The sequence below is a fragment of the Thalassotalea marina genome (assembly GCF_014656435.1).
Taxonomy (GTDB): Bacteria; Pseudomonadota; Gammaproteobacteria; order Enterobacterales; family Alteromonadaceae; genus Thalassotalea_C; species Thalassotalea_C marina.
Genome location: NZ_BNCK01000001.1, coordinates 559,070 through 582,389, shown reverse-complemented (window position 1 = coordinate 582,389; position 23,320 = coordinate 559,070). Strand labels below are relative to the sequence as shown.

General features: G+C 38.6%; 24 protein-coding genes. All 24 read right to left on the bottom strand.

From position 1 onward, the window contains the following. The 24 genes from IE199_RS02630 to flhF all read right to left on the bottom strand — a co-directional run bounded on the left by IE199_RS02630 (position 1) and on the right by flhF (position 23,292). Positions 1-549, bottom strand: a complete 549-nt coding sequence (locus tag IE199_RS02630; protein WP_189767149.1) for a hypothetical protein — start codon at positions 547-549, stop codon at positions 1-3. An 11-nt stretch (positions 550-560) separates the two neighbouring features. Further along, positions 561-1,136, bottom strand: coding sequence for a GspMb/PilO family protein (locus IE199_RS02625; protein WP_189767148.1), 576 nt, complete (start codon positions 1,134-1,136; stop codon positions 561-563). 1 nt (position 1,137) lies between these two features. Then, entirely contained in the window at positions 1,138-2,292 is a 1,155-nt protein-coding gene (locus tag IE199_RS02620) for a hypothetical protein (protein WP_189767147.1), read from the bottom strand. 3 nt (positions 2,293-2,295) lie between these two features. Beyond that, entirely contained in the window at positions 2,296-3,180 is an 885-nt protein-coding gene (locus IE199_RS02615) for a type II secretion system protein GspK (protein ID WP_189767146.1), read from the bottom strand. Further along, complete coding sequence (locus IE199_RS02610; RefSeq protein WP_189767145.1) at positions 3,180-3,887, bottom strand: prepilin-type N-terminal cleavage/methylation domain-containing protein; 708 nt, start codon at positions 3,885-3,887, stop codon at positions 3,180-3,182. The genes IE199_RS02615 and IE199_RS02610 overlap by 1 nt, the downstream gene beginning before the upstream one ends. Before the next feature lies 1 nt (position 3,888). After that, complete coding sequence (locus IE199_RS02605) at positions 3,889-4,374, bottom strand: hypothetical protein (RefSeq protein ID WP_189767144.1); 486 nt, start codon at positions 4,372-4,374, stop codon at positions 3,889-3,891. Next, positions 4,352-4,774: a type II secretion system protein gene (locus tag IE199_RS02600; RefSeq protein WP_189767143.1), complete on the bottom strand. Its 423-nt coding sequence runs from the start codon at positions 4,772-4,774 to the stop codon at positions 4,352-4,354. Before IE199_RS02600 ends, IE199_RS02605 begins: the two co-directional genes overlap by 23 nt. Positions 4,775-4,795: 21 nt before the next feature. Next, the gene (locus IE199_RS02595; protein ID WP_189767142.1) at positions 4,796-5,998 is read right to left on the bottom strand and encodes a type II secretion system F family protein; all 1,203 of its coding nucleotides are present in this window, start codon (positions 5,996-5,998) and stop codon (positions 4,796-4,798) included. Beyond that, on the bottom strand, positions 5,998-7,653 hold the full coding sequence (locus IE199_RS02590) for a GspE/PulE family protein (RefSeq protein WP_189767141.1): 1,656 nt from the start codon (positions 7,651-7,653) through the stop codon (positions 5,998-6,000). The genes IE199_RS02595 and IE199_RS02590 overlap by 1 nt, the downstream gene beginning before the upstream one ends. Further along, a complete protein-coding gene (gene gspG / locus IE199_RS02585) occupies positions 7,653-8,048 on the bottom strand; it encodes a type II secretion system major pseudopilin GspG (protein WP_189767140.1) in 396 nt (131 codons plus the stop codon). Before gspG ends, IE199_RS02590 begins: the two co-directional genes overlap by 1 nt. Positions 8,049-8,114: 66 nt before the next feature. After that, positions 8,115-9,188, bottom strand: a complete 1,074-nt coding sequence (gene wecA / locus IE199_RS02580; RefSeq protein ID WP_229854493.1) for a UDP-N-acetylglucosamine--undecaprenyl-phosphate N-acetylglucosaminephosphotransferase — start codon at positions 9,186-9,188, stop codon at positions 8,115-8,117. Positions 9,189-9,312: 124 nt separating this feature from the next. After that, complete coding sequence (locus IE199_RS02575) at positions 9,313-12,063, bottom strand: SLBB domain-containing protein (RefSeq protein WP_189767139.1); 2,751 nt, start codon at positions 12,061-12,063, stop codon at positions 9,313-9,315. A gap of 34 nt (positions 12,064-12,097) precedes the next feature. Continuing rightward, positions 12,098-12,883 (bottom strand): MlaA family lipoprotein, encoded by a 786-nt coding sequence (locus IE199_RS02570; RefSeq protein ID WP_229854492.1) that lies wholly within the window; start codon positions 12,881-12,883, stop codon positions 12,098-12,100. A gap of 130 nt (positions 12,884-13,013) precedes the next feature. Further along, positions 13,014-13,376: a DUF2802 domain-containing protein gene (locus IE199_RS02565; RefSeq protein ID WP_189767138.1), complete on the bottom strand. Its 363-nt coding sequence runs from the start codon at positions 13,374-13,376 to the stop codon at positions 13,014-13,016. A 147-nt stretch (positions 13,377-13,523) separates the two neighbouring features. Then, on the bottom strand, positions 13,524-14,015 hold the full coding sequence (locus IE199_RS02560) for a chemotaxis protein CheW (RefSeq protein WP_189767137.1): 492 nt from the start codon (positions 14,013-14,015) through the stop codon (positions 13,524-13,526). A gap of 116 nt (positions 14,016-14,131) precedes the next feature. Beyond that, positions 14,132-14,929 (bottom strand): chemotaxis protein CheW, encoded by a 798-nt coding sequence (locus IE199_RS02555; protein ID WP_229854491.1) that lies wholly within the window; start codon positions 14,927-14,929, stop codon positions 14,132-14,134. Then, positions 14,930-15,712, bottom strand: a complete 783-nt coding sequence (locus IE199_RS02550) for a ParA family protein (RefSeq protein ID WP_189767136.1) — start codon at positions 15,710-15,712, stop codon at positions 14,930-14,932. It lies immediately after the preceding gene. Positions 15,713-15,737: 25 nt separating this feature from the next. Next, the gene (locus IE199_RS02545; protein WP_189767135.1) at positions 15,738-16,844 is read right to left on the bottom strand and encodes a protein-glutamate methylesterase/protein-glutamine glutaminase; all 1,107 of its coding nucleotides are present in this window, start codon (positions 16,842-16,844) and stop codon (positions 15,738-15,740) included. 29 nt (positions 16,845-16,873) lie between these two features. Further along, positions 16,874-18,991 (bottom strand): chemotaxis protein CheA, encoded by a 2,118-nt coding sequence (locus IE199_RS02540; protein ID WP_189767134.1) that lies wholly within the window; start codon positions 18,989-18,991, stop codon positions 16,874-16,876. Positions 18,992-19,004: 13 nt separating this feature from the next. Then, positions 19,005-19,745, bottom strand: a complete 741-nt coding sequence (locus IE199_RS02535) for a protein phosphatase CheZ (protein WP_189767133.1) — start codon at positions 19,743-19,745, stop codon at positions 19,005-19,007. A 30-nt stretch (positions 19,746-19,775) separates the two neighbouring features. After that, the gene (gene cheY, locus IE199_RS02530) at positions 19,776-20,159 is read right to left on the bottom strand and encodes a chemotaxis response regulator CheY (RefSeq protein ID WP_189767132.1); all 384 of its coding nucleotides are present in this window, start codon (positions 20,157-20,159) and stop codon (positions 19,776-19,778) included. A gap of 47 nt (positions 20,160-20,206) precedes the next feature. Further along, a complete protein-coding gene (locus IE199_RS02525) occupies positions 20,207-20,926 on the bottom strand; it encodes an RNA polymerase sigma factor FliA (RefSeq protein WP_373304747.1) in 720 nt (239 codons plus the stop codon). Between the two features lie 18 nt (positions 20,927-20,944). Beyond that, positions 20,945-21,787 carry a MinD/ParA family protein gene (locus IE199_RS02520; protein ID WP_189767131.1) on the bottom strand — a complete coding sequence of 281 codons (843 nt, stop codon included), beginning with the start codon at positions 21,785-21,787 and terminating at the stop codon, positions 20,945-20,947. Positions 21,788-21,819: 32 nt separating this feature from the next. Further along, positions 21,820-23,292 carry a flagellar biosynthesis GTPase FlhF gene (flhF, locus tag IE199_RS02515; RefSeq protein WP_189767130.1) on the bottom strand — a complete coding sequence of 491 codons (1,473 nt, stop codon included), beginning with the start codon at positions 23,290-23,292 and terminating at the stop codon, positions 21,820-21,822. Positions 23,293-23,320 lie beyond the last annotated feature (28 nt).

Below are 23,320 nucleotides of genomic sequence, written 5' to 3'. Positions count from 1 at the left end.
TTAATTACTTGGCGATTCTTTTCTTGTTTTATACATTGACAAAACGATGTTTTTCTCGGCGTTACCCGTACTATGGTTAAAAACAACTTCCGTATTGTTCACTATGTTAATTTGATATTGCCCAAATGCTCCACCACTAAAATGTTTTTCGACCTCTTTTTCTCCCGTTATGAGGTGTGCATGTTCGATTAGAGCTATCAATTGCTTTTTATTTGGATCTGACGAAGTTACTTCTAAAATTGCCTTTAATGTTAACTTGCTATCTTCTGTAAATAACTCGTTTGGCTCTAATTGATAGTTACCTGATTCTATTGATGTAGTATCAACCAAAGAATTTTCATCATCATTTGAGTTAATAAAGCTTTTTAATCGAGTTTTCAGGCTTTCCAATTCTACTTTTTGCAAAACAGGTAAGTGTAACGCTGCTAAATTCTCCATTTTTTCTTCATTGAACTCGCTATGATCTTCACTAACCAAACGAGAACTAAAATCCTCAAATAGAAAAATTGATGCCAACAGCAGAAAAAGTAATGCTTGCTTATTTTTCAAAAACAACATATTTAATTATTTCTTACTTTATTAGTTTCAAGTTCGTGATAAAAGTTTAAAGTCAAGTTAGCAGTTGTTGCTCTCCCCAAACTTTTTTGATTTTGCCCCCTGATTGTAATAGAAAAGCTATCTATTTCAATATATGGTCGCTGTACTTCTATAGCCCAAAGAAAAGGTAAAATTTTGTCCATATCTCCACTAAGTGACAAGCTCATTGTCAGTTTCTCGATTTCAAACTCATTAAGAGATACGCTTGGTTTCCAACCTATATTCTGAGAAGTTAATTGATGGTTATTTAATAAAGACTCTATTTTTTCTTGCTGTTTCAGTTTAAAGATGGATTCACTTTCACTGGTATGGAGTAATTGTTCCAACCCCTTTAGTTGAATATTGAGCTGTTCATTAATGTCTTTAAAAGAAGATGCATGCTTGATAACATTATGAGTTTTATTAAACTTTTTTTCCATCAACCTAATTTCACTAACTTTATTGTTTTGCCAGTCAATAATAGGAACAACAATAAACTTAGCCACAAGTAGCGTAGCAAGAATCGACAATAGTAGAGTATGTTTTTGCAAACCTTCCACGTTAATAGCCCCCGCTAGCTCTTTCAACTAATTTTGTCGAATCATTATGAATGAAACTAATAACAAATACCTCTTTACCACGATTTTTTCGAACTGGAAAATCAAATTTAGCATCGTGGGCCATTCCACTTTCATTAATAATGTTGAGTAATTTGGTCGACTTTTCAGTGCTTCCTCTAAGTACATAACGACCATCTTCTAATCGTATATTGGAAAATTCGGCGTCGTTAAACAATGTAAAAATTAACTGCCAAACTGTTGACTCCGGAAATTTGTCTTGAAGAAACAGCTTTAACGTTTTATACCTTTGACTCAGCTCAGCAACTGAAGTTTTGACCTGTAAAGAGCTATTTGCGGAAACGGACAACTCGTCGATCCCCTTTTCCAGAGAATAACCTTTGAAAAGTAAATAACCACTCGATACCAGCAAGTAGAGGCTACATATAACTGATAAGGGGATTACAAATGCCTTCAACTGATTCGACACATCTAGCTTAGAAGTCACTTTAACAAAAGACGCTAGTTCAGATAATCCCACTCTGGAAAGACCTATAGCAAATATCTTCAAAAGCTCTTGCTCATCAATATAGATTGCCTTTCTCTGTTCCGCTTCACCAATCGCGGTATGAAATAACTCAGGCGATTTGATCAAGCCCTTTTCTATAATAGAGTGCAAAGAATTTCCCGAGCAGGAAACAAAAAGCTTAGGTAACTTTTCAGAGCGCTGTATTACCACTGTACACTGTTTATCTAGACTAATTTTACTAAGCAACATGGTTTCGGGTAGCATTATATAAGCTTCGGGACAATTGCTCTTAAAATGCCAAATAGTGACGTGACTCTGGCCATTTTTTAAGGGCCATATAAAATACCGATAATTTTTATTATTAGGGTATTGAATCTTTAAGATTTTTTTTAACTGAGCAGGGTCATCTACCGGAAATGTTTGATTAATTTCAGAATAATGTTCTTTTGAAACAATTAGGAAAGCAAACTTTTTCCGTTGTAAACCATCAATTTTTTCCTTACCAGAAGTCCCTATTTTCCATATCTGGCCATCAAAATAATGTCCAAACTGGCATAATATTCGAGTTAATATGGAAATTGACGCAGTGTTGTTTTCCGTCTCAACATTATTTTTTGTTTGAGTTGTCACAAATTAATCACTTATTGCATATTTTATAATAGGAGTTTGATGTTCATCTGCGTGAGGAACTAGCTCAAATAAAATGCGTTTACGGGCCAAAGACTCGTTAACGCGGGCTTGAAGCTCTATAGATAACATATTAGAAGGATAAAGCAAAACACTCTCGCCCTCGTTAATTCCTGTAAGACCGCTAAAGGTTTTAGCCGACAATCTATTTTCTTTTCTTAATTGAACTATCTGTTGTACGACAGATTTGGGTGCCAAAGCATATAATAACTCTTGTGGGCTATTCATCGGATTAAAAATTCCACGACCTAACAATGTAGAATTTCTCACTAATAACTCTTGATACTCAGGTTTTACTTGAGGTAACAAATAGATGTCACTTAAGTCTGGTAAAGCACCATTTCTAATTGCTAAATTTTCATTGCTGGCTTCTCGCCCATTTGGTCTTGGAATGTTATCAAGATCTTGCCAGTCTAACAAGGTACTCACAATTTGCTGTGCCTCTGAGGGACTTGCACCGTGAAAAGTAAGAAGTTTATTCATCAGTTCAATATTGGGAAAATGAGCATTGATCAAAGCTGACTGATCCTGCATTTTCACTTGAACATTATCTCCAATACGGAATGGCTCCGCGTGGAAATTCCAATCTCTTACTATTAAATTTTCCTCAGAAAAATTCTTTTCTTTTTTTTTTGTCAACAAATTAAAAAGTAATTCAGATTCTGCACTATGAAGATGTATCAAAGCATCTGTGCGATCACTAGCCCATTGTGAGATATGGATTTGAGATCGAGCGGTTGTTGATAAGTACAAAGCTAGCGTTGATAAAATACCTACGATAACGAGAACTTGAATCAATGCAATGCCTTTTTCTAACTTGTACAACTTCATTACTGGTTCTCCTTGTAATAAGGAGCTAACAAGCGTTCTGGATTTGGTTGAAATTGTACAGGGTATTGCCAAACTTTGTTCATTAATTCCAAGCGAACAATCAACGATTCTGGTACCAACTTGCTATTAATACCTGAGTAAGTACTGTGCCATCGCCTGTTTAATGCGTTAACTGATGTCGAGTTTTTATCGAATAAATGAGTCCAACCAAAGTAAGTTAAAGAGATTTTATCTAACTGTTCGAATAGTTTAATTGTTCGATCAAACCTAATTTTTTGAGCCGTGCCCACAAGCAAAAAATTTTTAGTACTAACGGTCTGCAAAACTAACTCGAATTTACCAGAGGATCTTTCGATACTTGTTAAACGAAACACTGTAGGATAGCCGTCATTATCCAAACTATAATGACTGACAGCGAGCAGCGAATCTTCTCCACCAATAAAGAAAAATGACGGTTCATTGTTAGAATCAACAACTACATGTGGATAAACACCTTCTAAAAGGTGCGATAATATGTCAAACTTTTTGCCCATAGAAATAGTCTGCTCAAAATGACCAAGCTCTTTATTCCACCTTTCAGACATCATGCTGTAACTATACGAACCCGTGACGAGGAGCAATGATAATATCGCTAACGATATCATTAGCTCCACCAAAGTAAATCCTGATTGGTTTTTAGATGGAATAAATGAAATTACATATGCCATGTTATTTATCATTCCAACTGATTTCTTTGACAGAAAAATGCTTAACAGTATCTGCAAATTGAATAGACAAAACTACATGCCATAACTTATATTTTGGTACTTCTTCCGCTAACTTGCCTGTAGTAATGTTTAGACGAGCTTGAGGTGCTTCAAATACGCTTAAAGTAGCTTCCCAATGATATGATACCCCCCAAACTTCACCTTTGTCAGTTAGTGTTGTTGCTTCGTTATTTCCTTTGTTTCGGATTGAATATCGCATGTTTGCTAAAACGCTCGGTGTTGCTAATGCGATCATGGCATGGTGTTCAGCTTTTTCACTACTTAAATAAGCGCCACGATAAACTAAACTAACTATTGCAAGCGAAGATATCAGAATAACTGTCGCAACGAGCACCTCAATCAGGGTAAATCCCCCTAACTTCTCTCTATTTAAGCTAGAAGAGTAGAGAAGACAATCATAGGCACTATTGATGTGCTTCTTCGCCATTTACCCAATCCCTTAAATCTATTTTGAACTCGTTATTTCGAAATCTTCCAACGATGTAATCTTTATTGGCAAAGCCCATACTATTGAAAACAACAACTTGTGACGTAAAAAATACTGATTCAAAATGTTGAACAACACTGCTTTGCGCATTGTCACCATCAATTATTAATGTAATTTGTTTACCTTCGGCTTTAATTTGATGGGTTCGCCCAGTGTAGTATGCTTTATAGCTGATCTTTTTAATCCAATTTTTAACCGCCAAAAATTCTTCTTTCGCTTCAGCTTTTTCCAAGCTTCGCATTGTCAAAGGACCTACTAACCCCATCAACAATCCTATTATCGTCATAACGACCAACAGCTCTATTAATGTAAAACCTTTTGTTAGCCTAAGATAAGCCATAACGTTGCCATTATCCTTAAGTTAAAAGCCTATCTCATTCATAGAGACCATACTCATTAACATCATAACAACTACACCGCCAACAAAGCCTCCCATAAAAAGTATCATTAAAGGCTCTAACAATGTTGTTATGCGCTGCGTCCAGCTTTCGAATTCTTGGCGGGAACGATTAGCAATTTCATCAAACACTTTGGATAAATTACCAGATTCTTCACCGACTTCTAGCAGTGATATGTAAAAGTCTGGATATAAAGAGCTTTGCTGCAGAGCAGGTGTAAGTTGACTACCACTTTTCACTTTTTTCTTGGCCACATCCATTTCGCGACGCAATTCTCTGTTCCTTATATTACCGGCTGACAACTGAATTGCCTGATCAATTTGAACCCCTGATTTGACCATCATTGCTAAGCCGCTGTTAAATCGAATACGTTCAATAGTTAAAACGGCTTTTCCAACAATAGGTAATTTTAAACTTTTTAACTGCCACCAACGTTTAAAGTTTTCTTGCTTAGCCGCATAAATCAGTAAACAAACTGTCGCAACGCATCCCAAGATCAAAAAACCTTGGTATTTTACCATCCAATCGCTTAGAGAAAGCATTGCTATAGTATACCAAGGAAGATCCTGTGCATTTGCAAACATGGGCGCCATTTTCGGGATGATAAAATTGAAGATAAAAAATACGCTTAAAATACAAACAAAAAAAATGACACTTGGGTATGCCAATGAACTAATAATTTTTTGCTGAAGTTCTCGTTTAAATTTTAAATCAGTTGCTAAACTCCCAAACACATCGCTTAGATTTCCTGATGCTTCACCTAATTGAATTAAATTACAGTAAAGTGCATCGAAAGTGTTCGGGTGTGCTCCAAAGGCTTCTGCCAAGCTTTTGCCCTTTTTTAGATCACGGCTAAGAGAATCCAATAGCATTGCCAAAGCCGGCTTAGCTTTTGTTCTTTTAATGATATCAATACCGCGGTCTATTTTTACTCCAGATTCCAGTAAAAGGCTTAATTCAGAAGTGAGAAACTCTAGGTCGGCGATCGAAACACGATTACCAAATGAAAACGGGGAACCTTTGTTAGCGTCTAACCGCTTTATATCTGACGTGTAAAGGTGCTTTTTAGTGAGTTGCTCCAATGCATGTTTCTTATCGATTGCTTCAATCTGACCGGAAACTTTACCTCCAGACTGATCATATGCCGAGTATTCAAAAATTGCCATTAGCCCGCGACTCTTATAACTTCGTCAATAGTAGTTAATCCAAGTACCGCTTTATATAAGCCATCTTCCAATAACGTTCTTCTGTTTAAATCGTTATTGTGTTCTTTTGCTTTAGTTAAAAAGTTGCCATCTTTAGGCATGCTTTTAATTTGATCATCACAACGCAAGTACTCCGTAATCGCCATCCTGCCTTTATAGCCAGTATGTGCACAAGCTTCGCATCCTTGTCCTAGACTCAAATCAATTCGAGATAAATGAAATCGTTTCGCCAACTCAACTAACTTGTATTTATTTTCCAAGTATTCTGCTTCTGGATGAGCCACCTTGCATTCTGGACAAATTTTTCTCGCCAACCGCTGTGCAACAATTGAAACAAGAGCAGCATTAAGTAAAAACTCTTCAACCCCTAAATCTAGCAAACGAGTATAAGCACTTGCAGCATCATTGGTATGCACGGTAGAAAAAACCAAGTGCCCTGTTAACGCCGATTGTAGTGCAATTTGAGCTGTTTCTTTATCTCGAATTTCACCCAACATAATGATGTCAGGATCTTGGCGAACGATACTACGTAAACCGGCGGCGAAGTCGAAACCTATACCACTATTAACTTGTACTTGGTTGATCCCTGGTAATTGGTACTCTACAGGATCTTCTAATGTAATAATCTTGACGTCTTTGTTATTTAACGCGTTTAAGAAAGTATACAATGTTGTGGTTTTACCTGACCCTGTAGGACCGGTTAGCAAAACTACCCCAGAAGTTGTTTTAATATCTTGTTTAATGAGCGATTCAATGTCTTGTGAAAGCCCCAATACAGACATGTCGTAACGAACATTATCTTTCCTCAAAAAACGTAAAACCATTGATTCGCCGTCATTCAGAGGTAATGCGGAGACACGAATGTCGATTTCCTGATTAGATACTCGCATTTCTATTTTGCCGTCTTGTGGACGACGTTTTTCAGCAATATCCATTCCTGATAAGATTTTTAAACGCGTCACAATTGGCAATTGCATTCTGGGTGCGATAGTCTCAGCTTCATGCAATACCCCATCAACCCTAAACCTAGCTCGATATCGACCTTCGAAAGGCTCGATATGTAAATCTGATGCGCCTTGTCTTAAGGCCTTAGAAATTAAAGAATTTAGAAAGTTGATTGTAGGCGCTTCGGTGGCGAGCTCTCTAAGTTTTTCTTCTTCGTCACCATTATATAGCTCTTCACTTTCTTCAACATCATTCATTTTTTCGAAGAGTAGCTGTAATTGTTGCGTGTCAGCGTCTGACGCGATATAAATTTCAGCCATTATTTGCTGACGGTTAAGCCAATCATTAACGGTGATATCTAAAGGATACTTACACGCAAAAGTCCAACATTCTCCTTCACAAACTAAAGGAAACCAAGCTCGCTCAGTTAAGAATTTTAGTTTGTCTGACTCTATTTTTGGCAAAGCGTCTAGCTGCCAATCCGACAAGTTCAATATTGGGAGCTTTAAATACTTACTGTAGATATTTGGAAGTTGGTCATCTGATAGCCTTCCAATATTTACCAAAATGTTTTCTAGTTGGCCACCATATTTACTTTGATAACTGGTTGCTTTTTCGAGATCGTATGTCGAAACACCAAACTCTTCTATGAGTAGCTCTTCAAATCTCATTAATTATGTACTATATCTTCATTGTTATCAGAGCCACCCAGTTTACCGTCAGCACCATATGACATAATTTTGTATGGTTTTCCATCTTCTCCAGGCTTAGAATATACGTAAGGGTAACCCCATGGATCAACAGGAAGCTCTTTAGGAAGATATGGCCCATCCCACCTTGGCTTGTCACTTTTCATTAATTCTTCAAGTGAATCAGGGTAAGCGCCAACATCCAAGCGATAAGTATCCAGCGCAGTTTCAAATGCGCTCATTTGCGCGGAAGCAATTCCCCTCTCAGCTTTGCCTAAATTCGAGAAAAAATTTGGGGCAACTAATGAAGCTAAAAGTCCCAGAATAACTATAACGATCAATAATTCAATCATCGTAAAGCCAGTTTGTTTCTTCATAGATAATTTCTGTTATTTTTTAATTTAATAGATAAATGCAATGTTAACGAATAACGGGTTTATTTACTACTTAGAGGCTAGTAAATTTCTGTCTTTATGTTCAACAAAGCGCCATGCAAAAATGCTCACTAAACAATAGATAGATAATATACACAAAAATGCAATTAACATGATTGACTCGTGAACGTTCTTATACTCGCCCAATATGCCAATCAAAGCAAAAGCAATTGATAATGTACTAATGTTCCAAAGTGCCTTTCTAGATTTCATCCCTATTCGAAGTAATAAGTGATGAATATGTCCATTATCGGCTTTAAATGGAGAATCACCATTAACAACTCGGCGAATCATAATTGCCAACATGTCCATAATAGGAATTGCGATAATCCAAAGCGCAGTAACAGCATTAAAAGAGGGTTTGCCGATATATGTTTCTTGAGTTCCAACAACTAACAACCAAATAACAGTCAACCCTATAAACATACTGCCTGCATCGCCCATAAATATTTTTTTACCTCGAGGATTGCGAGTACTAACGTTGTAAAACAAGTAAGGTATAGTCGCAACAATAAGTATCATTGGTAACAATAAATCAGCTGTTGTATCGTTCAAAAAAGTTAAAATAGCCACAGATGCTATAGTCACAATACTCATTGACCCCGCTAAACCGTCAATTCCATCTATCATATTGTAAGCATTAATACATGCAATACAGGCTAATATCGTAAACAACATACCATAGCTGCCGATATCAACATTTCCCGTCATGAAAATATTACCAAAGTCATGAATGTAAATACCTGCGCCAAACACCATTATTGTTGCGACTAACCCTTGGAAGATCAATCGAGGAGCCACTTTTAAATCATAAATATCATCCATAGTGCCAATGAAAACCAATAACGCTGACGAAATGAAATAAAGATTAAATAGTTGGCTTTGCTCAAGAAAAAACGTAGAGGCAATTAAAACGCCAGTATAAATAGATATACCACCTATTAATGGAATAGCTCCATCATGTTTTTTTCTGGCATTGGGTAAATCAACTAGCCCTATTTGTGGTGCGAGAGGGAGCAGTATTTTTATTGTTGCAATAGATACGACAAATGTAACGAATAACGCACTTAACGTCTCAATCATTATAAAACCTTGGAAAGTCACTAATAGCAGGCTCAAAAATTGCGCTCATTATAGTCTCGAAGAAAGCTGTAATCAAAGGTGAAATACAACTTTTCACCTTCTTGATTACTTTTTATTACACTTTTTACAGATTGCTGATAGCTGCAATTGCAACAGCCGCTTGATAAATGATTTGCGTAGCTGCTTGCCACAGTGATAAATCATCCATGTAGTAAGAATCTAAAGGTACTACTACTGTATCACCAGGTTGTAACTGACTGTCATTGGCTCCAAACCAACTGTTATTACTCGGGATATGAATTTGACCATTAGCTTTTATGACATAAACTCTGTCTTCGTCGGCTTGTTTTTTCATACCGCCACTTAAAGCAACATAGTCAAAAGCATCCAGTCTTTCTTTATAAATATGAGAAGAAGCAACTTGCACTTGGCCAACAACATTAATCGAATTTTGTTTTGTTGGTATATATAAAATATCGCCATTTTCTAATATCACATCAGCTTGTTGATATTTCACGATATCAGGTATATCAACCACTAAACGACCAATGGGTTCAACTCTAGTTAGATCTGCTAATAGTTTTCTTGCTTGATCATAATCAACGCCTTGTGAACCATCACGACTGGCTAAACTCTTCGAAGCAATTTCCATTCGTAAACTTTCAGAGACTTTGATTAGATTTTCAAGTTCCATCTGCTTAAGCTTTTCTCGAGTGAATAGCGACGCATTAACATCAGCATATTCGGTAAAACCACCGACACGTTCGATGAGTTGGCCTAATGACTCCCCTCTGCGAATTGTATATTTACCAGGAAACTTGAACTCTCCTTTTAGTTCAACAATATGGTTCTCCTGCCATGCGGGAATATGATGTATATTTACTCTATCTTTACTATTTAGTTTAATATTATCTGACGAGTTTCCATTTAAAGCACTTGCCAAATTTATATTTAATGACCTTTTAAACGCTTCTTCGTTTACAATTTCGTCTCTCGTAATTTCCGCTTTACTTAAAAAAGCTGACTCTAATAGACCACCAGCAGCTGCAACTGCATCTTTTAATGTTCCATTGTTTGCAAGTGGATACAACCCGGGATATTTCACCGCACCATCAACTTCAATCAGCATTATCGGATCGCCTGAACCAGCTTGACTTTTAAGCTTGTCAATCACTGGTGCTAGTAATCGTTTTCTTGAGAAAAAGTTTAACTCTCTAATTTCAAGTTCTTTATTGACGACACCTGTCAATTCTTCAATTGATTTATAAGTTTGTTTTAATGTTTCTTCTGCATAATCAATTTCTTCTATCTGATTAAATGCAGATTCCTTATTCTCACCACTGTAATAGTCCCAGAATTTTTTATCTTCAAATTGCTTTTCTGCTAGCTCTTTTTCTCTTTCCAACAATTTTTCTTTTGTTGTGGCAAAGTTATCCAGTGTTGATAAATTATCTAACTGCTTCTCTAAATTAGAAAAAACTAACAGTTTGTCTCCTGGCTCTAATACTAAATTGTCTTTACTTGTTGGATCTGAAAGTGCAGCAAATAAACTGAACTGAAGAACTTCAATATTCCGTCCTAGATCTTTTTCTCTAATAATTATGCTGTATGCAAGGTCCGCGTCTTCTAACAAGTAAGAATTGATGTTGGGTATCAAGTCGATAATACGTTGTTCGGCATGCCACTGATATTTCCCGGGGCGGGTTACTGCACCTATAATAGTTAGAGAATCTTCAAACTGATCAGAAGTAGGCAAAACGTTAACATAGTCGCCTCCCTTAGCAGTTTTTTTCAACTCAACATCTGAACTAAAGTTAAAATTTCTAACCGTTCTTAAGTTTCTTTCATTAAAACGTTCAACAATAGTTGCCGCTGGATATGCGGAAGGTAACATACCTCCAGCCATTTCAATTACATCTTTAAAAGACTCGCCATTTTTTAACTCATAAATAGCTGGTCTTTTAACTTCTCCATCAATCGAAACCTGATCACCAACAGCAGAGATAAATACCACATCATTTGATTTTAATACTACATCACCAGACGAATCCCCTCTAATAAGTAGATCATATAAATCGAGTGTTGACACCAATTTACCAGCTCGTTTAATCTGGATATTTCTTAAAGATCCAACGTCATTAAAACCGCCAGCAGCAATAATAGCATGGGTTACACTAGATAGGGCGTTAAGCACATATTGGCCAGGTTTATATGCCCCACCTAGTACAAATACTCTAATAGACCGAAGCGCACTCAAAGTTACGACCACGTCTACACCAAGAACCTTATTTTTAATTTCAGCACTTAAATATTTTTTGGCCTCGATCAAAGTCATCCCAGATATCGTAAAAGGACCATATTGCGGAAGAATAACCTGTCCTTCACGAGATACTTGAACTTCAAACTCTTCGTTCTCCTTACCAAACATTTGTACGGAGACAGTATCACCTGGTCCAATCAGATAATCTTCAGGAACAGCAATATCCATTGAAGGAGCAAATGAATTTGGCTCATTGGCAAAGATATCGTAGCCAAAAGCTTTTAACTCATCATCTTGCTCTTCTTTTATCAACTCCAACTCACCTTCTAATAAAAGAGGGTTACCAAATTCATCAAATTTCGTGCCTCGAGGATAAAAACTTTGAGATTTTTGTTCTTCACTTTTTCCTTTTTGAGACTTTTTGTTGAGTTGAGCTTTTATCGCGTTAAAGTCCAGCCCCATGCTTTGAGCTAGCGCTTTTTGTTGCGAAGGAGACAGTTTACGAAACTGTTCAAGTTGCTGCGGCGAAATATTTGATGGAAGCGGATTGCTGTTTGCAGTAAACGATAAAAGCATTGCAAGTAAAACCAATGCGATTGAGATATATTTGTTCATTATCAAACCAAGTTTATGCTTATAAAAAGTATTGTTATTCAATGTCGTCAAGCTCTTCCATGAATGCTTCAAAGTCTTCGTCTTCCTCTGTCATTTCTATAGGAGGGTTGCCATCATAGACTCTAAAGCGCATATTCTGAAAATATGCATTTTTTACAAATTCATACGTGTCAGTGGAATTTTCTAGTAACTGCTCTTGATCTTTTAATTGGTGACGCCCTTCTAGCGCGATAATACCAATTCTCACCAAGTTAGGCCAAAAGTCGATAATGGCCAGTGGCCAATAATACCTGTCAACAAAATCCCCAACCTCTTCCCTAACTGAAGAAGGCCCCATACCTGGTAACATTAAATATGGTCCGTCGCCAACGCCATAAGAGCCTAACACTTCGCCAAATTCTTCTTGTTTACGTCCCCAGCCAAAATCACTAGCAGGGTCAAAAAAACCTAACATACCTATGGTGGAATTCAATACAAAGCGCCCTGTGCTTTTAGCTGCATCAGTAAACTTCCCCTGTAGTAAGTTATTAATTACCGTAGAAGGTTCATTTAAATTGAGTGCCATGTTGTATAAACCACCGCGCAAGTCTTCATTTACATTATCAACATAGACTTCTGAAGCAGGCTTTAGTACGTATTTATCAGCATATTCCCAGTTAAAGGTCCACAACGGTCTATTGATCGCCTCTAATGGGTCTTTAGGATCGCTTATTGATGTGTCATTTTGAGTGCTAGGCGTAGCAGAACAACCAACTAAGGTTGCAAAAACAGCTGCAAACAACACTTTATTTGTTAGATTTTTAAACATTGAATACGACAAAGTGGTCAATCCTTACCAAAATTTGTTACGGGTAATTTTTGCCACGGAAGTTTATCACGCACATTTGTTAGGCGATAGCAGCTGAATACATAAATTAACAAGAAAAGTTTATAAAAATTGTAAGAAATACCTATTTTTTCGAGGATGATTGGCGTTGATACATTGCGATTAACATTTCCGCTTCAACTTTGGGTAGTTGACATTCAGCAACGAGTTCGTCAATACCTGCGCCTAGTTTTACCATTTTTTGTGCACGGCTATAAAGCCTATCTTCAGGTTGTTGAGCGTGAAGCTCCTGCATTTCTTGCTTGATATTTTTGATGTTTTCGTTGAATTGCTTTGTTCTATGCTCAAGTTGCCCAGTAACTTGTTCTTGTTCTATTTGCCAACTGTTTAATGCAGCTAAGTTTTGTTCTTGATTTGAGCGAAGCCCATCCAATTGTTCTTTTAATTCGCCAATGAGCAAATCATTTCCTGATAATTGCGAATGCAATATTGCCAAGTTTTTAGACAGTTTAAATACTTTTAGCAGCAACAAAATTAAAAGAATACAAAGAACAATTGCACAGATGGGAATAATATAATTGGAAAGTTGCTGCATAAAAATAAAATGATGCCGTTGCGATAACGGCATCTTTCACTAGAATTGTTTCAATTCGTCCCACTCATCGTCAGTGAGTAGTTTGTTTAAATCTACCAAGATTAATAATTCACCTTCGCGGTTTGATACACCTTGAATAAATTTAGCACTTTCTTCATTGCCAACATTTGGTGCGACATCAATTTCTGATGCTCTTAAATAAACTACTTCAGCAACACTATCAACCATGATACCGATAACTTGTTTTTCAGCTTCAATAATAACAATTCGTGTATTGTCATTAACTTGCGATGACTCCAAACCAAATCTAGATCGAGTATCAATAACAGTAACAACGTTACCACGCAAATTGATAATCCCTAACACATATGATGGCGCGCCAGGCACTGGTGCAATTTCCGTGTAACGCAACACTTCCTGAACTTGCATTACATTGATGCCATATGTTTCACTGTCTAACTTGAAAGTGACCCATTGAAGCACTTCATCATTAGTATCTATGTCATTTGCACTGCGTCTTTCGTCAGACATATTGCCAGCCTCTTTAGCTAAATTTCTCAAAAATCTATTATAAAGATAGATTTACATTGTTCATACATCAAATTTAATCGTAGATTAGATTATTCTAACGATAAAATTTGGCGATATTATTCAGGTTGAACATTATCCCCTTCATTAAGCATAGCAATCATAGCGTCTACATCAACCAATGCACACATTCTATCTTTGACCAAGCCTGCTAACCAAGGGCGTTTATTAGTGTCTGATAACCACTTAACATCTTCTTGTTCTAAAGTTACAGTATCAATTAAGTTTTCGGCCATCAATCCCCAAACACTATTATTTAACATGATAATGTATTGATAGTTCAACGAATCTAACAATTGCTCACTGCATTTTTCTGGCATAACCCACTTTGCAGTATCTACAACGTTTATTTTTTCTTCGCGATGAAGCATAACGCCTTTAAACCAATCAGGTTTGCCCATCAGGCTATTGATTTTATCCACGTTATGAATGCCGCCTAAGCTGATTAGTGGCACAGCAATTTGCAATCCTGCCACGTCAAAAAACATCGCCTGAAATCGGCCTTCACGATAACTTTTTAATGTTTCAGTTTTTAATTCAGCACTACTTTTTGCCGTTGCCAGTATCGGCTCTATGGTAGGCTCTTTTACTGGCTCTTCATTAGTGACTTGCTCTATTTGTTTTAGTGCACTGCCATCTTCTGATTTTGTCGAGGTGATTGCATCAAGTTTTTCTTCATCAATATGATGAGCGACACTCGCTTGTTGCAATAATTTATCAAGCTTCTCTTTTTGAGCTGGCTCAACGCTTTTGGGTGCATCAGCGACAGGTTGCTCTTCGGTCAGCAGTTCTGATAAATAATTCTGCATTAGCTTTTTGCTAGCTGCTAACGCACTGTGTTTTTTAGGGTCCACCATCTAAGGCTCAACCTTTTTTTGCTCTTGAGATATTAAATAATCGAGTAAGTTTCTATATGCAAAAACCCCTCTAGATGACGCCATAAAATCTGAAGGTACTTTTTGCGCTAAACTCGCATTTCGAAAGTTTGTATCAATTGGAATAACGCCCTGCCATACTGTGTCACCGTAAATTTCTTGCAGCTTTCTATAGGCAAGTAACGACGCTTTTGTGCGCTTATCAAACATAGTTGGCACTATGGTATAGGTGAATGGCTCTTGTTGTTCTCCTTGCATAATATCAAGTGTTTTCATCATGCGGTCTAAACCTTTAAGCGCCAAAAACTCAGTTTGTACAGGAACAATAATACGATGAGATGCAGCAAGTGCATTCACCATTAGAACCCCCAAAATCGGTGGGCAATCCATCAACACAAAATCGTATTCACCTTCAAGTTGAGCAATGGCCTTTTTTAACACTAGCCCCATGCCACCTTTAGCACCTAATGAGCGATCTAACGTTGCAAGCCCCATTGTCGCAGGCAGAATATCAATGTTTTTGTATTGTGTTGGACACAAACTTTGCATTATTTGTTCTTTAGTTGAGACCTGAACAAATAAATCATACACACTAAGTTCTAAATCTTCTGATTCTATACCAAAATAATAGCTTAATGACGCGTGTGGATCCGTATCAACCAGCAGAACTCTATGGCCGCGATCAGCCAGCAATCCACCTAATGAGATTGTCGAAGTGGTTTTACCCACGCCGCCTTTTTGATTTGCTATCGTCCAAACTATCACAGTGATACCTTGTATTTGTTACCGGTTACAAACCTATTTCTTTAAGAATAGCCTTTGGAAACTCAGTTATAGAAATATCTTGAGTTGAAATTCCTGCGCTTGCTACCGCTTGAGGCATACCATATACGACACAAGATTCTTCATCTTGAGCCCAAATAGTAGCGCCTTGGTTTTTTAGCATTCTAGAACCTTCTCGGCCATCAGAGCCCATACCGGTTAGTATGATACCAAGCACAGCATCACCGAACACTTTTGCTGCTGAGCCAAAACTGACATCAACACTTGGCTTAAAGGCGACACGGGAAGAATCATCTTCAACTACCTTGAGCCGTGCACTAGGTGGTTTACCTTCAATCAACATTTGGGTGCCGCCTGGGGCCAAATAAGCACAACCAGGTTTTAAAATGTCACCATTTTCTGCTTCTTTAACAGTGATTTGACACAAACTATTTAGTCGAGTAGCAAATGCTTTGGTAAATGCACCTGGCATGTGTTGAACTAAAATAATGGGCAGAGGAAAGTTATTCGGTAACTGCGTTAGAATTTTTTGCAGAGCAACCGGGCCACCTGTAGACGTGCCTATTGCCAATAATTTATAAGACTTACCTGATGCTTTAAAAGAAGCTGTACGTCTTGAAGCTGGTTTTTCCGCAACCGTAGTTGGTCTAGAAAGAGGCGATGTAGGAGTTCTTTTTGTTAGTGGCACAGAAGAACGAGCCGTTCTTGCGTAGCCTTTTCTACTCGCTATTTCATATACTCGCTGCCGTAATATACTACCGGCATCACTATTAGTATTGGCAATTTCATTAAATTTTTTGGGAAGGAAATCTACAGCCCCCGCATCTAAAGCGTCTAGGGTTGCCTTAGCGCCTTGATGGGTTAATGAAGAAAACATTAAGATCGACGTTGGAGCACTGGCCATTATTTGCTTAACGGCATCGATACCATTAAGCACAGGCATCTCGATATCCATAGTGATAACATCGGGTTTTAACGATTTGGCTTTTTCAACAGCTTCCACACCATTAACTGCGACATCAATCACTTCAAGGTTTTTATCACTGTTGATAATGTCGCTTACTCTGCGTCTAAAAAAACTCGAGTCGTCGACCACCAAGACTTTATAGGCCATTTACTACCTCTATGTGTCACGCTCTTGAATTAAGAGCGCAATTTCTTATTTACAACAGATTTTTTTGCATAGAACTTTAACATGCTTGGTACATCGATAATCAACGCAATACCACCATCACTTGTAATGGTAGCACCCGCCATACCTGGAGTACCATGTAACAACCTGTCTAGAGGTTTAATTACCACTTCTTCTTGCCCTATCAGGCTATCAACAACAAAACCTACTTGCTGTGAACCTAATTGAACTATAACGACATGCCCTTTGTCTCTTGGTTTTTCCTGATAGCCTCTGACTAGCCACTGATCTAAATAAAACAGCGGAATCGCTTTTTCACGTACAATGATAGTTAGCTGACCATCAACAATATTAGTTTTCGTTAAATCTAAATGGAATATCTCGTTTACTGCCGCTAATGGCAAGGCAAACGTTTGTTCACCCACAATAACCATCAAGGTTGGTAATATCGCTAGTGTTAACGGCACTTTAATTTCTAAAACTGTGCCGATTCCAAGTTCAGAATCAATATTAACGGTGCCGTTAAGCTGTGTGATTTTTGTTTTAACCACATCCATACCAACACCACGACCAGATACTTCGGAAATTTCTGTTTTAGTGGAAAACCCAGGAGCAAAAATTAAGTTAAATGCATCCTGATCTGACATTCGTGCTGCAGCATCAGGATCTAACACGCCACGATTTATGGCTATGGTTTTCAATTTCTCAGCGTTCATACCCGCACCATCATCTCGGATAGTTAACAGAATATGATCACCTTCTTGGGATGCAGACAAAATAACCGTGCCTTCACGAGGTTTGCCATTTGCTTCCCTAACACTTGGCTCTTCAATGCCGTGATCCACAGAGTTGCGCACTAAATGCACGAGGGGATCAGCTAGTGCTTCAACCAAGTTTTTGTCTAAGTCAGTTTCTTCGCCTTCTAGTACTAGCTTAATTTCTTTATTTAAGCTGCGAGCTAGATCTCTAACAACACGAGGAAAACGTCCAAAGACCTTTTTAATCGGTTGCATGCGGGTCTTCATTACCGCACCTTGTAGGTCAGTAGTAACCGCATCTAAATTGGAAACCGCTTTGGTAAGCTCTTCATCTTCTTTCGTCATGCCTAAGCTGGTTAAACGGTTTCTTACTAACACCAATTCACCAACCATGTTCATGATTTGGTCAAGTCGCTGAGTATCAACCCTTACTGTTGTTTCACCTTGGGCCGAAGTTTTTTCACCTGGTTTTTTAGCCGCTAAACTTGACGGTTTAGCTGGCGCCGCAGGAGCACTCGTTGCAGCAGGGGCCGCAGGTTTTGCTACTGGTTCTGCTGTTTTAGGAGCTTCAACTTTTGGTTGTTCCGCTGGGGTAGGCTCAGTATTAATAGCTTTAGGCGCTTGGCCTTTGCCATGCAATTCATCTAATAAACTTTCGAATTCGTCATCATCAATTTCATCAGAATTACTTGCAGGTTTTTCTCCTGACACGCCTGCATTAAATGCACCTTGGCCGTGCAGTTCATCCAACAGGCTTTCAAATTCTTCGTCAGTGATATCGCCACCTGAAGTCGAAGCAGCGGATTCTGTTTTCGCTGGCTCAGGTGCTTTTGCAGCACTAGGAGATGAACTGCCATGAAGTTCATCTAATAAACGTTCAAATTCATCTTCAGTCATTTCATCAGAAGAAGAATCTGCTGCAGGTTCATGCACTGGCTCAGGTTCTGCAACCGGAGGCGGTGGTGGCGCTACCTCTGCACCTTCTGGTGCACTTAATCGATGTAGCTCAGCTAACAAAGCTGGATCTGCAGGCGTAAGTTGTTCTCTAGCTTGAACCGTTGCAAACATATCGTTGATCGTATCAAGCCCTTGCAAAATAACGTCCATTAATTCTGCATTAACTTTACGCTGACCATTGCGTAACACGTCGAATATATTTTCCGCGCCATGACAAACATCAACAAGCTCGGTCAAAGATAAGAAGCCCGCTCCACCTTTTACTGTGTGAAACCCACGGAAAATTGCGTTAAGCAAATCGGCATTATCAGGATCATTTTCAAGCTCTACTAGTTGCTCAGATAAGCTCTCAAGTATTTCACCAGCCTCGATTAGAAAGTCCTGTAGAATTTCTTCATCTGCTTCGTATGACATCCAGCAACTCCTATTAGAATCCTAAACTAGACAATAGATCATCTACATCATCTTGATCAGCGACCACATCATCTCGTTGTTCTTTATTAACGATAGGCCCTTCAACCAAGTTTTCCCCTACGGTTGGTTTAGCCTTTTTATCTTCATCTTGCGTAACACCAAAAGCGGTTAACATGTTAATTAGACTGTCTTCAACTTCTCTCACCAAGTCTATTACCTTACGTATAACTTGACCGGTTAAATCTTGAAAGTCTTGAGCCATTAGCACGTCAGTCATCAAACCATGCATGCGAGTTGTTTCACGCTCAGTCGTTTTCAATAAAGCGTCAATATCATGACAAAGAGATTTGAATTCCCCTAAGTTTAAGTCATTTTGCATGAGCTTAACCCAAAGAGGTTTCACCGTATTAATTTGGTGTTGAATGGTATCAACGACGGGAAAAATTGACTCGACGGCATCCATTGTTTTATTGGCTGCGTCTTCTGTACGGTCAATAACGTAATTGAGCCTTTCCTTGGCATCTGGAATATCTGCCGTAGCAAGATCATTTAACCTAGAGTCCAATTGGAAATTCATCAGTGAGTCATGCAATTGACGTGTTAATTTTCCAATTTCAGCAAAAAGCTCGGAGTTGATAGGATTTTGAATTTCTGCAATCAATTCATCGGCTTTTTCTTGTTGGCCAGTTTCTAGATACTCAACTAGAAGTTTCGCCTGCTCTAGTGAAACATGGACACCGCTACTCATATTCATAAACGTCCTTAAAACGCAACGATAAAAAAATTAACCTAAACGTTCAAAAATTTTGTCTAGTTTGGTTTTTAGTGTTGCTGCAGTGAATGGCTTAACAATGTAGCCATTGACGCCTGCTTGTGCAGCCATAACGATTTGCTCTTTTTTGGCTTCAGCAGTAACCATAAGTACCGGAATGTGTTGCAACTTAGCATCTGCTCTGATGGCTTTTAATAAGTCAATACCTTGCATCCCTGGCATGTTCCAGTCAGTAACGACAAAATCAAAGTCACCTTCTTTAAGCATGGGTAAAGCAGTACTGCCATCATCTGCTTCTTGAATATTGGTGAATCCCAAGTCACGTAATAAATTTTTTACGATACGTCTCATCGTTGAAAAGTCATCAACAACAAGTACTTTCATGTTTTTATCCAAGGCACCCTCCAGGGAGTTATTTCGAAATACTTTAATTTATATTGTACTTAACTTTGCCAAGATTGCATACGCGCTTTTAACCGATGTAATGCTTGGCTGTGAATTTGGCTAACGCGAGATTCGCTGACATCTAGCACTTGACCAATTTCACGTAGGTTTAGTTCTTCATCGTAATACAGAGACAGTACTAAAGCTTCTCTTTCCGGTAAAGTGGTAATGCACTCTGATAACGATTTTTTAAATACAACTTGCTCTATGTTTTGATACGGATCATTCCCCGTTTTATCTTCAAAACTTGAAATAGCATCTTCACTGACACCTAGGTCATCAATACCTATTATTTTTCCACAATTTACTTCATTAAGAATATGATGGTACTCATTCAATGAAATATCAAGTTTTTCAGCGACTTCAATATCTGTTACATCGCGACCTAATTCCGCCTCTAATTGCTTAATGGCGTCACTAACCATACGACTGTTTTTATGCACGGAGCGTGGAGTCCAGTCACCTCGGCGGATTTCATCGAGCATAGCCCCTCGAATACGAATTCCGGCAAAGGTTTCAAAACTAGCGCCTTTAGAACTGTCAAAATTATTTGCAGCTTCAAATAGGCCAATCATGCCTGATTGAATTAAGTCGTCTACGATGACGCTAGAAGGGAGGCGTGCAAGTAAATGATAGGCGATACGCTTTACCAGAGCAGTGTGCTGCTCTAATAAGGCGGTTTTATCTAGCGATGAACTGTAAGCGTTTGCTTTTACCAAAATGGCTTACTCTCGTATTTAGTTATCGATTAGTTGTTCTATAAAAAACTCTAAGTGCCCAGAAGCTTGATTAGGTATTGGCCACTTTATTACTTTTTGGGCAAGGGCTTTAAAAGCTCTAGAAGCAGGTGAATCTGGAAATGCTTCAACAATGGCCTGTTGTTTTCTTACCGCTTTACGAATATTTTCATCGTAGGGGATCACACCAACAAGATCGAGTGCAACGTCTAAAAACCTGTCTGAAACTTTCGCTAGTTTACTAAACAGCACTTGGCCCTCTTTGGGGCTGCGCACCATATTCGCTACAACTTTAAATTTAAACACTTCGTGATCGCGACTTAATAGCTTCATTAACGCATAACAGTCAGTAATTGATGTAGGTTCGTCACACACCACTAACATAACGTCTTGTGCTGCACGAGCAAAACTTAATACCATATCAGAGATACCAGCAGCGGTATCAACAATTAACACGTCAAACTGAGTTTGCATATCGCTAAACGCGCGGATTAAGCCAGCGTGTTCCGACGGAGTTAAATCAACCATTGACTGCGTGCCTGACGTAGCCGGAATGATTTTAATGCCAGCTGGGCCTTCAATAATGATATCGTCCAACTCACACTCACCTGACATTACGTGAGACAAGTTGCGTTGTACACGTAAGCCTAGCATGACATCAACATTTGCCAATCCTAAGTCAGCATCTAACACTAGGACTCTTTTACCCAGTTGGGCTAAAGCAATGGAGGTATTGAGTGAAACATTTGTTTTTCCAACTCCGCCTTTTCCACCAGAAACCGCTATGACTTTGATTTGATTTTTTGGTTGCATTCTTCGTAAGCCACTCGCCTGATCTAACATTCACTCTACTCTAACTATATGATAATACTTCTTCACATGCCCGCAGCAAAAGATGTGGGCATAGGGCGCCACATATCTTGGTGATTTACTCTTGTTGCAAGTTTATCTGCAAGCGTAACTAACTTTTCAGCATTTGCAACTTTTATATCTTCAGGAACTCTTTGTCCGTCAGTAAGATACCCTATAGCTAAACCATTTTGAATCGATGTTGCAATCAATTCTCCAACACTAAGACTCTCATCAAGTTTAGTATAAATGCATCCTGCTAGTGGTATCTTTTTAAAGCGATCTACATTTTCTTGCATCACGCGTTGTTGAGTATTGGCAGAAAGGACAAGATAGTTGCGGATTCTAACACGAGACTGACCAAACAAGGTAGTTAAGTGCTCAGTTAACCGCATGTCTCTTTGTCCCATGCCTGCAGTGTCGATCAATACCAGTTTTTTTGAAGAAAATTGCTGCAATAACGCATCTAAGCTTTCAGCATCTTTTGCCTGTTTGACCTGACAACCGATGATTCTGCCATAAGTTGTTAATTGCTCAAAGCCCCCAATGCGATATGTGTCAGTAGAAATCAATGCAACTTGATCTGGGCCATGAATTTGCGCAAAACGTGCTGCTAATTTAGCCACTGTAGTTGTTTTACCAACCCCTGTAGGGCCGACAAGTGATACGACACCACCACGATGAATAATTTCATTGTTGGTGGTATTAAGCTGGCTAGCAATTAATTTCTTGGCTTGATCCCATGCTTCTTCTTCACTTTGGTAACGAGGTAAATAGCTAGCCACTTGGTCAGCGACTTCTTCGTTTAACCCCATTTTCATTAAACGATTTACCATTAATGCCTTGGCAGGGTCTTTTTGCGCCATGTCTTGCCACATTAAACCTGAAATTTGGTGTTCAAGTAATTGACGGATTGACGACATTTCACGGCGCATTTGTTCCATTTCTTCACTATTGCTCATCATTGAAGCAGGTCGTTGCGAAACAGCGTGCTCAAATTGTTCTTGCTCATTATCTGCAACTTGGGTTGGAACAGTCTCAATATTAGCAGGTTGTTGACTATGCATACCTTGTTCGAGGCGGTCCGTGAAATCTTTTAACTGCTGTTCGATATTTGAAGGTTTTTCTACTGGCGCGCTTTGGCTACCTTGCTCACGTCTGATTTTTTGCTGCTGTAAAAATGCTGCTAGGTTTTCAGGCTCTGCCGCACTAGTAGGTATCGCCGTTTGTTGCCTCATCGATGGACTAAGCTGAGGAGAGTCGCTTGAACTCCCTAAAGTTACGCGATCACTATCTAGTTCTCGCTCACCTTTGTTTGATACTGTTGGGTTTTCAGGTGCTGCTTCTGGTACTTGTTGGTTATAGTCTACAGCCGCCATTAGTTCGACACCTTCAGGGATTTTTTTGTTCGACATGATAACGGCATCCGCACCTAACTCGTGCTTAATCTGTTCTAATGCAGTTCTCATATCTTTTGCAACAAATCGTCTAATTTTCACTTGAACCCCTTACCGAATGCATAACGGC

Coding starts and splice junctions, on each gene's coding strand:
- IE199_RS02615 (WP_189767146.1), bottom strand. CDS start 3,180: ATGAAGTTGTACAAGTTAGAAAAAGGCATTGCATTGATTCAAGTTCTC.
- IE199_RS02610 (WP_189767145.1), bottom strand. CDS start 3,887: ATGGCATATGTAATTTCATTTATTCCATCTAAAAACCAATCAGGATTT.
- IE199_RS02605 (WP_189767144.1), bottom strand. CDS start 4,374: ATGGCGAAGAAGCACATCAATAGTGCCTATGATTGTCTTCTCTACTCT.
- IE199_RS02600 (WP_189767143.1), bottom strand. CDS start 4,774: ATGGCTTATCTTAGGCTAACAAAAGGTTTTACATTAATAGAGCTGTTG.
- IE199_RS02595 (WP_189767142.1), bottom strand. CDS start 5,998: ATGGCAATTTTTGAATACTCGGCATATGATCAGTCTGGAGGTAAAGTT.
- IE199_RS02590 (WP_189767141.1), bottom strand. CDS start 7,653: ATGAGATTTGAAGAGCTACTCATAGAAGAGTTTGGTGTTTCGACATAC.
- gspG (WP_189767140.1), bottom strand. CDS start 8,048: ATGAAGAAACAAACTGGCTTTACGATGATTGAATTATTGATCGTTATA.
- wecA (WP_229854493.1), bottom strand. CDS start 9,188: ATGATTGAGACGTTAAGTGCGTTATTCGTTACATTTGTCGTATCTATT.
- IE199_RS02575 (WP_189767139.1), bottom strand. CDS start 12,063: ATGAACAAATATATCTCAATCGCATTGGTTTTACTTGCAATGCTTTTA.
- IE199_RS02560 (WP_189767137.1), bottom strand. CDS start 14,015: ATGTCTGACGAAAGACGCAGTGCAAATGACATAGATACTAATGATGAA.
- IE199_RS02555 (WP_229854491.1), bottom strand. CDS start 14,929: ATGGTGGACCCTAAAAAACACAGTGCGTTAGCAGCTAGCAAAAAGCTA.
- IE199_RS02545 (WP_189767135.1), bottom strand. CDS start 16,844: ATGGCCTATAAAGTCTTGGTGGTCGACGACTCGAGTTTTTTTAGACGC.
- IE199_RS02540 (WP_189767134.1), bottom strand. CDS start 18,991: ATGTCATACGAAGCAGATGAAGAAATTCTACAGGACTTTCTAATCGAG.
- IE199_RS02535 (WP_189767133.1), bottom strand. CDS start 19,745: ATGAATATGAGTAGCGGTGTCCATGTTTCACTAGAGCAGGCGAAACTT.
- IE199_RS02520 (WP_189767131.1), bottom strand. CDS start 21,787: ATGTTAGATCAGGCGAGTGGCTTACGAAGAATGCAACCAAAAAATCAA.